General features: G+C 37.2%; 14 protein-coding genes. 13 read left to right on the plus strand and 1 reads right to left on the minus strand.

The window, feature by feature from the left end; genetic code table 11:
• Window positions 1-85 precede the first annotated feature (85 nt).
• From GMD78_RS09330 to GMD78_RS09390, 13 genes are all read left to right on the plus strand, one after another.
• Window positions 86-397, plus strand: a complete 312-nt coding sequence (locus tag GMD78_RS09330; protein ID WP_196493767.1) for an ArsR/SmtB family transcription factor — start codon at window positions 86-88, stop codon at window positions 395-397.
• The gene (locus GMD78_RS09335) at window positions 398-1,090 is read left to right on the plus strand and encodes an SRPBCC domain-containing protein (RefSeq protein WP_155668563.1); all 693 of its coding nucleotides are present in this window, start codon (window positions 398-400) and stop codon (window positions 1,088-1,090) included.
• A 95-nt stretch (window positions 1,091-1,185) separates the two neighbouring features.
• Window positions 1,186-1,662 carry a DUF5643 domain-containing protein gene (locus GMD78_RS09340; RefSeq protein ID WP_155668564.1) on the plus strand — a complete coding sequence of 159 codons (477 nt, stop codon included), beginning with the start codon at window positions 1,186-1,188 and terminating at the stop codon, window positions 1,660-1,662.
• The gene (locus GMD78_RS09345) at window positions 1,655-2,251 is read left to right on the plus strand and encodes a DUF5044 domain-containing protein (RefSeq protein ID WP_155668565.1); all 597 of its coding nucleotides are present in this window, start codon (window positions 1,655-1,657) and stop codon (window positions 2,249-2,251) included. The genes GMD78_RS09340 and GMD78_RS09345 overlap by 8 nt, the downstream gene beginning before the upstream one ends.
• A 61-nt stretch (window positions 2,252-2,312) precedes the next feature.
• Complete coding sequence (locus GMD78_RS09350; RefSeq protein ID WP_155668566.1) at window positions 2,313-3,272, plus strand: Gfo/Idh/MocA family protein; 960 nt, start codon at window positions 2,313-2,315, stop codon at window positions 3,270-3,272.
• A 142-nt stretch (window positions 3,273-3,414) separates the two neighbouring features.
• A complete protein-coding gene (locus GMD78_RS09355) occupies window positions 3,415-3,780 on the plus strand; it encodes an ArsR/SmtB family transcription factor (RefSeq protein ID WP_155668567.1) in 366 nt (121 codons plus the stop codon).
• Window positions 3,773-5,941 carry a heavy metal translocating P-type ATPase gene (locus GMD78_RS09360; protein ID WP_196493768.1) on the plus strand — a complete coding sequence of 723 codons (2,169 nt, stop codon included), beginning with the start codon at window positions 3,773-3,775 and terminating at the stop codon, window positions 5,939-5,941. The genes GMD78_RS09355 and GMD78_RS09360 overlap by 8 nt, the downstream gene beginning before the upstream one ends.
• A gap of 355 nt (window positions 5,942-6,296) precedes the next feature.
• The gene (atoD, locus tag GMD78_RS09365; protein WP_155668568.1) at window positions 6,297-6,941 is read left to right on the plus strand and encodes an acetate CoA-transferase subunit alpha; all 645 of its coding nucleotides are present in this window, start codon (window positions 6,297-6,299) and stop codon (window positions 6,939-6,941) included.
• Window positions 6,942-6,949: 8 nt separating this feature from the next.
• A complete protein-coding gene (locus GMD78_RS09370) occupies window positions 6,950-7,618 on the plus strand; it encodes a 3-oxoacid CoA-transferase subunit B (RefSeq protein ID WP_425495051.1) in 669 nt (222 codons plus the stop codon).
• A 14-nt stretch (window positions 7,619-7,632) separates the two neighbouring features.
• Window positions 7,633-8,820: an acetyl-CoA C-acetyltransferase gene (locus GMD78_RS09375; protein WP_155668570.1), complete on the plus strand. Its 1,188-nt coding sequence runs from the start codon at window positions 7,633-7,635 to the stop codon at window positions 8,818-8,820.
• 49 nt (window positions 8,821-8,869) lie between these two features.
• Entirely contained in the window at window positions 8,870-9,646 is a 777-nt protein-coding gene (locus GMD78_RS09380) for a 3-hydroxybutyrate dehydrogenase (protein ID WP_155668571.1), read from the plus strand.
• 55 nt (window positions 9,647-9,701) lie between these two features.
• Entirely contained in the window at window positions 9,702-10,985 is a 1,284-nt protein-coding gene (locus GMD78_RS09385; RefSeq protein WP_155668572.1) for a GntP family permease, read from the plus strand.
• Between the two features lie 146 nt (window positions 10,986-11,131).
• Window positions 11,132-12,544, plus strand: a complete 1,413-nt coding sequence (locus GMD78_RS09390) for a sigma-54 interaction domain-containing protein (RefSeq protein ID WP_155668573.1) — start codon at window positions 11,132-11,134, stop codon at window positions 12,542-12,544.
• Between the two features lie 30 nt (window positions 12,545-12,574).
• Here the strand turns inward: GMD78_RS09390 and GMD78_RS09395 are convergent, their stop codons facing one another.
• A complete protein-coding gene (locus GMD78_RS09395; protein WP_155668574.1) occupies window positions 12,575-13,366 on the minus strand; it encodes a carbon-nitrogen family hydrolase in 792 nt (263 codons plus the stop codon).
• Window positions 13,367-13,609: the final 243 nt, after the last annotated feature.

Genomic DNA, 13,609 nt, shown 5'->3' on the forward strand with positions numbered 1-13,609 from the left:
TAATTATTTGTTATGTTGACATTCTCAATAATTAGAATTATACTTTACATAACCAAAAGGTTATACATGGGAGCGAGGAATGTATATGCCTGATATTTATCGTGCTTTAGGAGACCCAACAAGACGAAAAATTTTACTTATGCTTAAAAGTGGTGATAAAACGCAAAAGGAAATTGTTGCAGCTTTTAATATTTCGCAGCCTGCAGTAAAAAAACACCTTAAAGTGCTTCTTGACGAACAAATCATCAAAGAACAGATTCATGGTAAATATCGTATATACCATCTGGATCTTCATATGTTACAAACTGCATACCAAGAAATGCTTCATGACATCGGAGACCTACTTGATCACAAGCTTCATAGCTTAAAAGATTATATGGAAAAGGGAGAAGATTAAATGAGCAAGGTAGAGAGTTCAGTAAAGCGTGATATTGTAGTTCATGCACCGTTAAAAAAGGTTTGGGATGCACTGACTAAACCAGAGCATTTAAATCGTTGGTACACAAAAGAAGCAAACATTGATTTTCGTGTTGGCGGGTATGGTGAAATGCAACATGGATGGGGAGTTACATCATCAGGTATTTACACTGAAATTGAAGAATTGCATCGCTTTGTCTTAGAAGGTAAAAATGGCGATTTTAAAACCATCACAACATTGGAAGAAGTAGATGATGGGGTATGTGTAACAATAGAGTATCAAACAGCCTTCCACGGTGAAGAAGGGGAATCAGCAAAAGAAAATATGCTCTATGGAACGTATCAATTTTTAAAGAACTTAAAAAGTGTTTATGAGTCTAATAGGGATAACCGTTCGAAAATGTGGAGGACATCTATTGGAATCATGCATAGGACACATGCTTCAGGTAGTAAAGTTTTAAAAGTTGGTAAGACATCTGCTGCTAGGGAAGCAGGTATCCTTGCTGGAGATGTTATTGTTGCCGTAGACGGAGAACCTGTGAATGGATATGATTCTTTAGAGAACATTATCCATTCAAAAGAAGTGAATACAGAAGTACAGTTGATTGTTAAACGTGATGAAGAATTATTAAAGAAAGATTGCAAGATTACAAGTTATCCAGTTCCCTATTAATTCTGTGAAAAGTAGTGTTGATACATTTTGTTCAATGCTGCTTTTTTAATTTGTTACAATAGGTATAATTGATAAAAAAAGAGGCTGGTGTAAGTATGGGGAAATGGATTCGACGTATTATAATTCTTGCATCCCTAATTATGTTAATTCCAAATATATTTTCATTTTTTTCGGAACTAGGAAGTGATATTCCAAAACATATAAGGGATGAGGTCGAGTCAGGTAATGCGATTGTCTATGATGTGAACGAGGAAGTTATCGTAGACCAGGACACAATTAATTTTAAACATGTAGTACGTACAGAAGATGAAACAATGGTAATCTATGAAGTGCATAAACATGAACCTGGCTGGTCTTTTCCAACTGGAGCGTTGGAGCTTAAAGACGAAGATGGGAATGACTATTCCATTCAAGGTGGTGGTTCTGCCGGTAAACCATGGGGATCCATCATAACTATGGGTTACGAACCACTTCCAGAAAATGTAGAATCTATCATTTTAGATTTTAATTGGTATGACCGTTCTTTCCAATTGGAAGTTTCGTTAATTGGAGAGGGGAATTCACATGGGTAGCAAAAAGATTCAGGCAGTACTTGAATGGGCATTAGCACTTGTATTGATTTTTTTCGTGGTAAAAGATTCATCGTACCTAAATTATTATCATTTATCACCAATTAAGGCTCATGAACAATCCGAAAGAACCTTTTATTATGGCCCTTCTGAAATTATAGAGGAATTTGACTTCGGCGATATACGTATATATTTAGCGAAATATAAGGATTGGTTCTCCGCAAATACCGTAACAAAATATGCGGGAGTATTTTGGCAACCAGGTAGTCATGTTAATGGATTTAAAATCGAAGAAGAAGAGGATATTTCTTATACATGGTCTAGTTCTAAAATTAATGAAGAACTGATGCTTATGAAGTATTATGGAATTGTGACGAACCCAAAGATAGATAAAGTAGAACTAGATGTTACGGTAGGATATGTCTGGGACGAGGAAGTGCCAGAGGATGATATTGAAACCTTATCCGAGTCGTTAGATGATCACCGTATGTTCTTATTTCACTGGAACGAAAATGAAGATAACTATTTAGCATTAGCTCTAAGAGGGTTAGATGAAAAAGGAAACATTATTTACGAAGAAAATTTAAGGTAAAAAATTTGCAAACTAGCTAAAAGGAGTCAGTTCCTAAGCAAAAGAAAGGAATGAAGTAATAATGAAGCAAGTAAATGTAGGTATTATTGGATTAGGTGCTATAGGTGAAAGATTACTAAAGCAATTTGATACACATCCATCAACAACAATTACTGCGATTAGTGATGTGAATGTGAAGCGGATGGAAGAAATGGAGGAACTGTTAACAGACGTTGCTAGCTATCAAGATTATCATAACCTTATTGCAGATGATTCAGTAGATTTAGTTTATGTTGCGGTACCACCTAAGTTTCATCATCAAATTTCACTTGAGGCTTTATATGCAGGCAAGCATGTATTATGTGAAAAACCACTTGCTAATTCATATCAAGAAGCAAAAGAGATGCGTGATAAAGCAAAGTCTGCTGGAGTTGTCAATGCGATAAACTTCCCGCTGCCATATAGTAACACGGTAGAATCGTTAGTTGAGCACATTGATAATGGTAAGATTGGAACATTAAAGCGAATTGAACTTACGATGCAATTTCCAGAATGGCCAAGAAGCTGGCAACAAAATGAATGGATTGCTGGCCGAGAACAAGGTGGTTTTATTCGAGAAATCACTCCGCATTTTATCCAATTAACACATCAATTGTTTGGCAAAGTGAGAAACATTCAATCCTATGTTGATTATCCTGAAAATACAGAGGCGTGTGAAACAGGAGTTATTGCTCGGATGGAATTACAGGATGGTACACCGATCGTAATTAACGGAATAAGTGGAATTGGTAAAAAAGAGGAACTTGCTTATCGATTGTATGGGGATCAGGGTGTATTATCATTATTGAATTGGGGGCAACTTACATACTCTACAATGCAGGAAGATGATATTAGGATATCCGAAAGAGATGCTAAACATCCTGGGTTAATAGATGAGCTTGTGAAAGCTATATCTGGTAAATCAGCTAAGTTAGTTACATTCGAAGATGGATTTGCTGTCCAACAAGTACTCGAGGACCTATTAGAAAATACAGGAGAATAAGATTATTACAACGATATCAGAACTATTTTGGTATCGTTTTTTTATTCAAACATTCATAAGAGTGTTTGATTGACAAAAAATAACTTTAGACCATATACTGTTTATAATCAAATGAATATTTGAATGAAGGAAGTGAATCGTTATGAGTAAAGAAACTTGTGAAGTAACTTGTATAGATGAAGTAAAAGTGAAACGGGTTCAAAGCAAACTTTCAGAACAGAATCCGCTTGAGGTAGCAAAAATATTTAAGGCGCTTTCAGATAACACAAGGATAAAGATAGCATATGCTCTTTCCGTAGAGGATGAATTATGTGTATGTGATATAGCTAATGTTGTTGGAGCTACAACCGCAACAGCATCCCATCATTTGCGTTTACTTAAAAATATCGGCTTAGCCAATTACCGTAAAGAAGGGAAAATCGTATACTACTCCTTAGATGATGAACATGTAAAACAATTAGTTAAATTAGCATTCGAACATCAACAGGAGGTTGCTGAAATTGGATGAGGCAGAGAAAAGAGTAGAACAAAAGAATATTTATCGAATTGAAGGATTTTCTTGTGCCAATTGTGCAGCGAAGTTTGAAAAAAATGTAAAGCAAATAACTAGCGTGCAAGATGCTAAAGTAAACTTTGGTGCATCCAAAATCTCTGTCTATGGAGATCCTTCTGTTGAGGAATTAGAAAAGGCTGGAGCTTTTGAAAACTTAAAAGTAATACCAGAGAACCAAACGAGAGAAAAAGCAGAGGATTCCCAATCCAATAAGAAGTTGGATATTGGAGCTTTTATTCAAAAGCACCATACATTATTAACTTCGGCATTGTTTATTATGCTCGGTTATTTATCTCTTGTTGTAAATGGTGAGGAAAATATAATTACAAGTCTTTTGTTTGCTACGGCTATTGTAATCGGCGGTTTTCCCCTTTTTAAAGTGGGATTACTAAACCTTACTAGACTTGATTTTGATATGAAAACATTAATGACGGTGGCCATTATTGGTGCTGCTCTCATTGGCGAGTGGGCAGAAGGAGCAATTGTTGTTATTCTTTTTGCTATTAGTGAAGCATTGGAGCGCTTCTCCATGGATAAGGCAAGACAATCGATTCGTTCATTGATGGATATTGCACCAAAAGAAGCGCTTGTTAAACGGAATGGCCAAGAAACTATGGTACATGTCGATGATATAGTGGTTGGAGATATTATGGTTGTTAAACCAGGTCAAAAAATTGCTATGGATGGAATTGTAGTAAATGGATATTCTGCAGTGAATCAGGCAGCAATTACAGGTGAATCGGTTCCTGTTGAAAAACTAGTTCATGATGAAGTATTTGCCGGTACGCTTAATGAAGAAGGCTTGTTGGAAGTAAAAGTAACAAAATTAGTAGAAGACACAACGATTTCAAAAATTATTTATCTTGTAGAAGAGGCTCAAGCGGAAAAAGCTCCATCACAGGCTTTTGTTGATAAATTTGCGAAATACTATACTCCGGCAATTATGGTTATTGCTGGGCTAGTCGCTATTATTCCACCGCTCCTTTTTCATGGGGAATGGGGAACTTGGATTTATCAAGGATTAGCTGTTCTAGTAGTTGGATGTCCATGTGCACTCGTAATTTCTACACCAGTATCGATCGTAACAGCGATTGGTAATGCTGCGAAAAACGGAATTCTCGTAAAAGGTGGCGTTTATTTAGAGCAATTAGGTGCAATTAAAGCAATAGCCTTTGATAAAACTGGAACATTAACTAAAGGTATTCCTGTTGTGACAGATTTTCAGACTATTAATCAACACGTCGATGGAAAAGAATTGTTTGCGATTATCACGGCATTGGAGTACCGTTCCCAGCATCCACTTGCTTCAGCTATCATGAAAAAAGCAGAACAAGATCAGATTACCTATGCTGATCTTGCTGTGGAAGATTTTTCTTCCCTTACTGGTAAGGGAATTAAAGGGACTATTAATGGCACAACGTATTATGTAGGAAGTCCAAACTTATTCCACGAGATGGATGTCCCTAATTTTGATAAAGAAACAGAAGAAAAAGTAGAGTCTCTACAGAACCAAGGAAAAACAACTATGATTATTGGAACGAATCAAGCAATTTTGGCAGTAATTGCTGTTGCTGATGAGGTTCGGGAAATTAGCAAGCATGTCATACAAAAGCTCCACCAATTAGGAATACAAAAGACAATTATGTTAACAGGAGATAATCAAGCAACAGCTCAAGCAATTGGTCGCGAAATAGGTGTAACAGATATCCAATCAGAGCTAATGCCGGAGGATAAACTAAATTTTGTTAAAGAAATTAGATCAACATTCGGTAATGTTTCCATGATTGGTGATGGAGTTAATGACGCACCTGCACTAGCAGCTTCTACTGTTGGTGTCGCAATGGGGGGAGCGGGTACAGATACAGCTTTGGAAACGGCAGATATAGCTTTAATGGGCGATGATTTAGGAAAATTACCATTCGCGGTTAGACTTAGTCGGAAAGCTTTAAATATAATCAAGCAGAATATTACATTTTCCATAGCAATAAAATTATTTGCCCTATTATTGGTTATCCCCGGTTGGTTAACACTTTGGATTGCGATTATTGCAGACATGGGTGCAACATTGTTGGTAACAGCAAATGGTTTAAGATTGTTAAGAGTAAAAGATCGTTAAAAGTCTTCCGCTATTTGGAAGGCTTTTCTTTTTCTGTGGGTTTGATGCTTTCATAACCATTCCACTTAGATTCCGAAAATTCGGAAGAAAACTAGTGATCAGTTCCGCGATAACGGAATTTTCCGCTTTTTAGGAAACGCTTTCATTGAACGCGAATCCTCTTATGGTTAAAATTTTTCCCTTTATTAAAATTGAATTCATGGTAAACCTTTTCGATTTCGAGTGAGATAAAACGTATTTGTTACGTGACAGTAAATAGTTAAATGAAACATACCAGCTGTTGGCATGATTTTTGCATATATAAAAGTGGATGAACATCTTTTTTATTAATACAACATCAGGAGGTGCTTTTATAATGAGTAAGTTAATTACAATGAAAGAAGCAGCAGAGCTTTTCAAGGATAACATGACAGTCATGTCCGGTGGATTTATGGGAGTCGGCGCACCTGAAAAACTCGTAACTGCTATATTAGATTCAAATGTGCAGGATATTACATTAATATCTAGTGATACGGCACTAGAGGATACGGGTGTTGGGCCATTAATTGCGAATAATCGTGTAAAAAAAGTGATTGCTTCACATATTGGTACAAACCCAATGACCGGCAAAAAGATGATAGCTGGTGAACTGGATGTGGAACTTGTTCCTCAAGGTACGTTAGCCGAACGAGTCCATGCAGGTGGAGCAGGTCTGGGTGGTGTACTAACTCCAACCGGTGTTGGAACAGTTGTTGAGGAAGGCAAAGAAACGTTGGAAATTGATGGTGCGAAGTATCTAATTGAAAAACCACTCCGAGCCGATATAGCAATTCTTAAAGCATATAAAGCTGATAAAGCAGGGAATCTAGTATTTCACCAATCTGCAAGAAACTTTAATCCTGTTATGGCGTTAGCAGCAGATCTAGTCATAGTGGAAGTGGAAGAGCTTGTAGAGATTGGCGATCTTGACCCAGATACAGTAGTAACCCCTGGTGTTCTAGTAGATAAGGTTTTAGCATAAAGGAGGTAATGACAATGACGACATTAAAGACTGCCAAGGAAGTTATTGCAGAACGTGTAGCAAAAGAAATGAGTAATGGTGATTTAGTCAATTTAGGAATAGGGTTACCGACCATGGTACCCAATTACTTGCCAGAAGGTATAGATGTAATTCTTCAATCTGAAAATGGATTCGTTGGACTTGGTCCAGTAAAAAGTGAAGTTAGTAAAGACCTAGTTAATGCAGGAGGACAACCCACAGGAATTAATCATAGTGGTGCGTTCTTTGATAGTCTTCTATCCTTTGCCCTAATTCGCGGAGGGCATGTGGATGTGACGGTTTTAGGTGGACTCGAAGTTGACCGACATGGTAACCTTGCTAATTGGATTATACCTGGAAAAATGGTACCGGGAATGGGTGGTGCAATGGATTTAGTTACAGGGGCTAAAAAGGTTATTGTTGCGATGGAGCATTGCTCTAAAAAGGGTGCCGCAAAAATTTTAAATGAATGCAATCTCCCGTTAACTGGTAAAGGAGTTGTTGATTTAATCGTAACAGAGTTAGCAGTCTTTCGTGTTACAGATGATGGTTTTGTATTAGAGGAGCTACAAGATGGAGCCAATATAGAAATGGTAAAAGAGAAAACAGAAGCAACCTTTACCATAAGCTCCAATTTAAAAATAAAACAGTTTAGTTAATAAAGGAGGGTGTGATGATGCGAGAGGTTGTAATTGTAAGCGCTGTCCGAACGGCGATAGGAAATTTTATGGGAACATTAAGTAATACCCCAGCTACGGAATTAGGTGCAACCGTAATTAAGGAGGCACTAAAACGTGCTGGAGTAGAAGGAAATCAAGTTGATGAGGTTATTATGGGTAATGTGCTTCAGGCTGGATTAGGCCAGGGGCCGGCTCGTCAGGCTGCACTAGAAGCAGGGTTGCCAGAAGCTGTTCCTGCAACAACCATTAATAAATTATGTGGTTCTGGGCTGAAAGCTGTTCACCTTGCATCCCAAGCAATACAGCTAGGTGATGCAGATATTATAGTAGCTGGTGGAATGGAAAATATGAGTCTAGCACCTTATCTATTACCCAAAGGAAGAACTGGTTACCGAATGGGGGATGGGAAAATCGCTGACAGTATGATAGCAGACGGGTTGCAATGTGCGATTAATGACTACCATATGGGGGTAACAGCTGAGAATATTGCAGAAAAATATGGTTTAACACGTGAAGAACAGGATGAGTTTGCTGCTTGGAGTCAACAAAAAGCAGAGGTAGCAATAAATGACGGCAAATTTAAAGAGGAAATTGTTCCAGTTGTTATTCCACAACGCAAGGGTGACCCAATTGTTTTTGATACGGATGAATTTCCACGCTCAGGTGTGGCTGCAGAGAAGCTAAGTAAACTAAAACCAGCATTTAAAAAAGATGGTACGGTTACTGCAGGGAATGCTTCTGGAATAAATGATGGAGCTTGTGCTCTTGTATTAATGAGTAGAGATAAAGCAAAAGAATTAGGAATGAAACCGATGGCTATCCTACGTGGGAATGGTTCAGCGGGTGTAGATCCAAAAATCATGGGTATTGGACCTGTTCCTGCAACAGAGAAAGCATTAGAAAAAGCGGGTCTTTCCATGGAAAGAATCAACTTAGTAGAAGCAAATGAAGCATTTGCAGCACAATCATTGGCTGTTGGTAAAGAACTTAATATACCGAATAATAAATTGAATGTAAATGGTGGTGCTATTGCATTAGGGCATCCCATTGGTGCAAGCGGTGCGAGGATATTAGTAACATTACTTTATGAAATGATAAAACAAGATTCTCAGATTGGATTGGCTACCCTATGTGTTGGTGGCGGTATGGGAGTTTCTAGCATAGTAGAATTAGAAAAATAGTTTAGTTAAAAATTATTAAATATATATACATTATTGGAGGTTTGTAAAAATGGTTGAAAATAAAGTGGTTTTTATTACCGGTGCAGCAAGTGGAATTGGGTATCAAATTGGCGTTGAATTCCTTAAAAATGGTGCAAAGGTTGTTTTTACAGATGTCAATGAGCCTAAACTAAAAGAAGTAGCTGATGAGCTAAAAAATAAAGGGTATGACTGTTTAGGGATTAAAGTTGATGTAACCAAAGAAGAGGATATTAAAAATGCAATTGAAGCAACAGTAGAAACATATGGTAGATTAGATGTGCTTTTCAACAATGCAGGTCTACAGCATGTTTCACCAATTGAGGATTTTCCAACAGATAAGTTTGAGTTTATGGTGAAAGTGATGCAAATAGCGCCATTTATTGCAATGAAATATGCCTTGCCAATCATGAAAAAACAAGGAAGTGGCCGTGTTCTAAACATGGCATCCATTAATGGTTTAATTGGATTTGCGGGTAAAGCTGCCTATAATAGTGCAAAACATGGGGTTATTGGTTTAACAAAGGTGGCAGCATTAGAAACAGCTGAATATGACATTACGGTCAATGCCATTTGTCCTGGTTATGTGGATACACCACTTGTACGTGGACAATTTGAAGACTTAGCAAAAACGAGAAATGTCCCTGTGGAAAAAGTAAAAGAAGAAGTATTATATCCACTAGTACCGCAGAAACGTTTGCTAGATGTAAAAGAAATTGCTGATTATGCTTTATTCCTATCCAGTGACAAGGCAAAAGGTATAACCGGTCAAGCTGTTGTACTTGATGGAGGTTATACAGCTCAATAATGGCTGATAACTTCAACCGAGTTAAAAAAACGAATAAATAATAAGGAGCGTTTTTATGTTTGGTATAATTTTAGGTCTTATCGTATTAATGGTGCTTGCCTTTAGAGGTTGGTCTATTATCTGGGTAGCTCCAATTGCAGCTGGAGTTGTTGCGTTAACAGGAGGACTAGATTTACTTGAAGCGTATACAGATACCTATATGAGTGGGTTTGTAGGATTTGCAAAGCAATGGTTTCCAGTATTTATGCTTAGTGCGGTTTTTGGTAAGTTAATGGCTGATACAGCTATGGCGAGATCCATTGCTATATCCTTAGCTAAATTAATGGGCAAAAAGCGTGCTATATTAGGTGTATTATTAGCAGCAGCTGTATTAACATATGGTGGTATTAGCTTATTTGTTGTCGTGTTTGCTATTTATCCACTTGCATTATCCTTATTCCGTGAAGCGAATATTAGTAGAAAACTATTGCCTGCTACCGTTGCATTAGGTGCATTCACGTTTACGATGACAGCACTACCAGGGACACCACAAATTCAAAATCTGATTCCAATGCCATACTTTCAAACAGATCCGATGGCAGCACCATTTATGGGAATTGTAGCAGCCATTATTATGAGTGTTGGAGGGTACTTTTACTTAATCTGGAGGCAAAAGCAATTAACAGAAAAAGGGGAAGTATTTGAGGAACCAAAAGATAAAAATATTCTTGATGTGGAAGGAAAAGACCCAAATGTTTGGGTATCATTGTTACCATTAGTAACAGTTATTCTCACATTAAATTTATTGAAATGGGACATTGTTGTTGCTCTTATTGTCGGTAATCTTTTAATACTTGTTCTTAACCTGTCGAAAATCAAAGGTTTTGTTAAGTCGATTAACGAAGGTGCAGTTAGTTCTGTTACAGCGATTATTAATACAAGTGCTGCAGTTGGATTTGGAACAGTGGTACAAAATGTTCCAGGATTTAAAAAAATTACAGAATTATTAATGGGTATTCCAGGTAATCCACTAGTCTCAGAAGCTGTTGCTGTTAACCTTTTAGCTGGTGCAACTGGTTCTGCTTCAGGAGGTATGGGGATCGCACTAGAAGCACTTGGTGATAAATACTATGAGCTTGCCCAAACTTCAGGAATTGCTCCAGAGGCTTTTCACCGTATTGCTTCTTTAGCATCAGGGGGGTTAGACGTACTACCGCATAATGGTGCCGTATTAACGGTTCTTACGATTACAGGTATGACACATAAAGATAGTTATAAAGATATTGCCGTTGTTGGAATTGTTATTCCGATTGTTGCTACAGCTGTTGCTATTGTTATGGCGGCAATGGGAATCTATTAAAAGATATTCAAATACCTTTTCTAACCTATACTCTCTTGGAGATTGACTCCAGTTAAAATTACAAAATATTTCTATTAATCGGCTTATTATATTCTGTTACAATAAAGAGATAGAAAATAATTAGCCTTAAAAAGGGGTGGAAATATATGAAAATGCTTTCAAGAGAGTGGTTAGAAGAAATAATTAGTCTATTAAACGAACGCATTGTAGTTGTTAACCAAGAAGGCATTGTCATGTATATGGATAAAGCTTATTGTGACTTTATTAATACAACAATGGAAGAGGTAATAGGAAAACCTGTTCAGGATGTGATTGAAAATACAAGAATGCATATTGTCGCCAAAACGGGGAAAGAAGAAATTCAAGACTTCCAACCGATTAATGGTAGTGTTATGGTGGCAAGTAGGTTTCCTATTGTAATAGATGGTGAGATAGTTGGGGCAGTTGGAACCGTAAACTTTCCAGATCCCGAAGATTTGAGAGGCTTTAAAAATAATATTCAACAACTAGTTAATGACTTAAGCTATTATAGATCAGAAGTAGAGAAGGAACTGAAAAGCAAGTATACTTTTGATGATTTAGTTGGCGATAGTCCCTCTTTTAAGAAAATAAAGGAATTTGCAAAGGTGATTTCCGGGAGTGACTCATCTGTTTTGATTACTGGTGAATCTGGAACTGGAAAAGAGCTTTTTGCGAATGCGATTCATAATAGTAGTTTACGAGGTCACCATCCTTTTGTACCGATTAATTGTGCATCTATTCCCGAAGAATTATTAGAATCAGAGTTGTTTGGGTATGAAGATGGGGCTTTTACAGGTGCGAAAAAGGGTGGTAAAAAAGGCTTATTTGAAGTTGCTAAAAATGGTACCGTTTTTTTAGATGAGATTGGGGATATGCCTCTTTCCATGCAAAGTAAATTATTACGAGCCCTACAGGAAAGGGAAATTCAACCAGTAGGAGGACAAAAAACAGTACCTATCGATGTGCGGATTATCGCAGCGACACATCAGGATATTCAAAAGATGGTGGAAGAAGGGACATTTCGTAAAGATTTATACTATCGATTAAATGTCATACAATTAGAGATTCCCTCTCTTCGAAATAGAAAAGAAGATATAAAAATACTGTCTGAAATGTTGCTGAAAAAACTAGAAAAGAAATTTTACCGAAAGGGTGTTATGTTATCCCCGGAAGTGCTCGAGAGATTCAAACAACACTCATGGCCAGGAAATGTAAGGGAGCTTGAAAATGTTCTTGAACGTGCTATTAATGTGTTAGATGATCATATTATCAAATGGAACGATTTACCCTTATATTTAAGGGAGTTAAAGAAAGAGGAAGAAAATGTACACCAGCAAGAGACCCATGTGAAAAGGGATGAAATAAATCTCTCGTTATTGCCGATTCAACCTTTAAAAGATACAGTTGCAATGGTTGAAAAGCAAACTATTATAAATACGTTAGAATTTACTCGGGGTAGCAAACTAAAAGCGGCACAATTACTAGGTATTGGAAAAACAAGCTTTTATGATAAGTGTAAAGCTTATGGTATCAAATGAAAAAGAGGACCAAGCTGGTCCTCTTTTTCATTACAACTTATAAATTTCTGGACGCCGGTCGCTGAAAATTGGTATGGTACTTCTTACTTTATCAACTTGATCTACATCAATCTCACCAAAAAGAACCGTTTCTACTTCATCAGCTTCTGCAATTACCTCTCCCCATGGTCCAATAATAATAGAGTGGCCACCAAATTGGTTGTTTGGATCGGAGCCAACCCTGTTACAAGCAACAACAAAGCATTGATTTTCTATTGCTCGACTGACAAGAAGGGCCCGCCAATGATCAATCCTTGGCTTTGGCCATTCGGCGACAACATATAGAATTTTCGTATCATCTAACATATGGGTACGAATCCATTCTGGAAAACGTATATCATAACAAATGACACCAGCGCTTCTATGTTCTTCAAGTTCAAAGATCCCATTACTATTCCCTTCGATTAAGTGCTTTTCTTCATCCATCAGTCGAAAGAGGTGTGCTTTACTATATTCTTTTATTAATTCACCTTGACGATTTACAATCAATAAAGTATTCGTAACGGTTGCATCTGAATGCTTCTTTGCAATAGAACCTGCTACAATACTTACATGGTACTTTTTAGCAAGACTACTGATAAATTCTACCGATTCAGTTCCGTCTTTATCTGCGATCTCATCTAATCTAGTTAAATCATAGCCCGTTGTCCATAACTCTGGAAGGACGACTATATCTATTTCGTTTGTTGGAAGTGTTTCAAAATGGTTCTCCACGTTCTTATAATTCTCTGAAGGATTACCAAAAACAATATCCATTTGTAATAAAGCTATTCTTAAACCCATAACTGCCTCCTTATCTAACGGCTTTTTTTACTAGGTGACGTTTGATTCCTTTACAGGAACAACCGCGTCCAGTTTTAGCGCCAGTTCCTGATCGATATGCTGAATAAATCTCGGAAATGCTGAATTAACCACTTGAAATACTGAATTATTCTCCAAAATGCTGAATTATTAAAGGTCATACTGAATCTAGAGAATGACGAGTAAGCGCAGGTCTGCATAAGTGCAACTAATTCATTCACTATA

The sequence above is a fragment of the Ornithinibacillus caprae genome (assembly GCF_009728145.1).
Lineage (GTDB): Bacteria > Bacillota > Bacilli > Bacillales > Amphibacillaceae > Ornithinibacillus > Ornithinibacillus caprae.

Coding starts and splice junctions, on each gene's coding strand:
- GMD78_RS09370 (WP_425495051.1), top strand. CDS start 6,950: ATGACAATGACGACATTAAAGACTGCCAAGGAAGTTATTGCAGAACGT.
- GMD78_RS09355 (WP_155668567.1), top strand. CDS start 3,415: ATGAGTAAAGAAACTTGTGAAGTAACTTGTATAGATGAAGTAAAAGTG.
- GMD78_RS09340 (WP_155668564.1), top strand. CDS start 1,186: ATGGGGAAATGGATTCGACGTATTATAATTCTTGCATCCCTAATTATG.
- GMD78_RS09395 (WP_155668574.1), bottom strand. CDS start 13,366: ATGGGTTTAAGAATAGCTTTATTACAAATGGATATTGTTTTTGGTAAT.
- atoD (WP_155668568.1), top strand. CDS start 6,297: ATGAGTAAGTTAATTACAATGAAAGAAGCAGCAGAGCTTTTCAAGGAT.
- GMD78_RS09330 (WP_196493767.1), top strand. CDS start 86: ATGCCTGATATTTATCGTGCTTTAGGAGACCCAACAAGACGAAAAATT.
- GMD78_RS09375 (WP_155668570.1), top strand. CDS start 7,633: ATGATGCGAGAGGTTGTAATTGTAAGCGCTGTCCGAACGGCGATAGGA.
- GMD78_RS09335 (WP_155668563.1), top strand. CDS start 398: ATGAGCAAGGTAGAGAGTTCAGTAAAGCGTGATATTGTAGTTCATGCA.
- GMD78_RS09350 (WP_155668566.1), top strand. CDS start 2,313: ATGAAGCAAGTAAATGTAGGTATTATTGGATTAGGTGCTATAGGTGAA.
- GMD78_RS09385 (WP_155668572.1), top strand. CDS start 9,702: ATGTTTGGTATAATTTTAGGTCTTATCGTATTAATGGTGCTTGCCTTT.
- GMD78_RS09380 (WP_155668571.1), top strand. CDS start 8,870: ATGGTTGAAAATAAAGTGGTTTTTATTACCGGTGCAGCAAGTGGAATT.
- GMD78_RS09345 (WP_155668565.1), top strand. CDS start 1,655: ATGGGTAGCAAAAAGATTCAGGCAGTACTTGAATGGGCATTAGCACTT.
- GMD78_RS09390 (WP_155668573.1), top strand. CDS start 11,132: ATGAAAATGCTTTCAAGAGAGTGGTTAGAAGAAATAATTAGTCTATTA.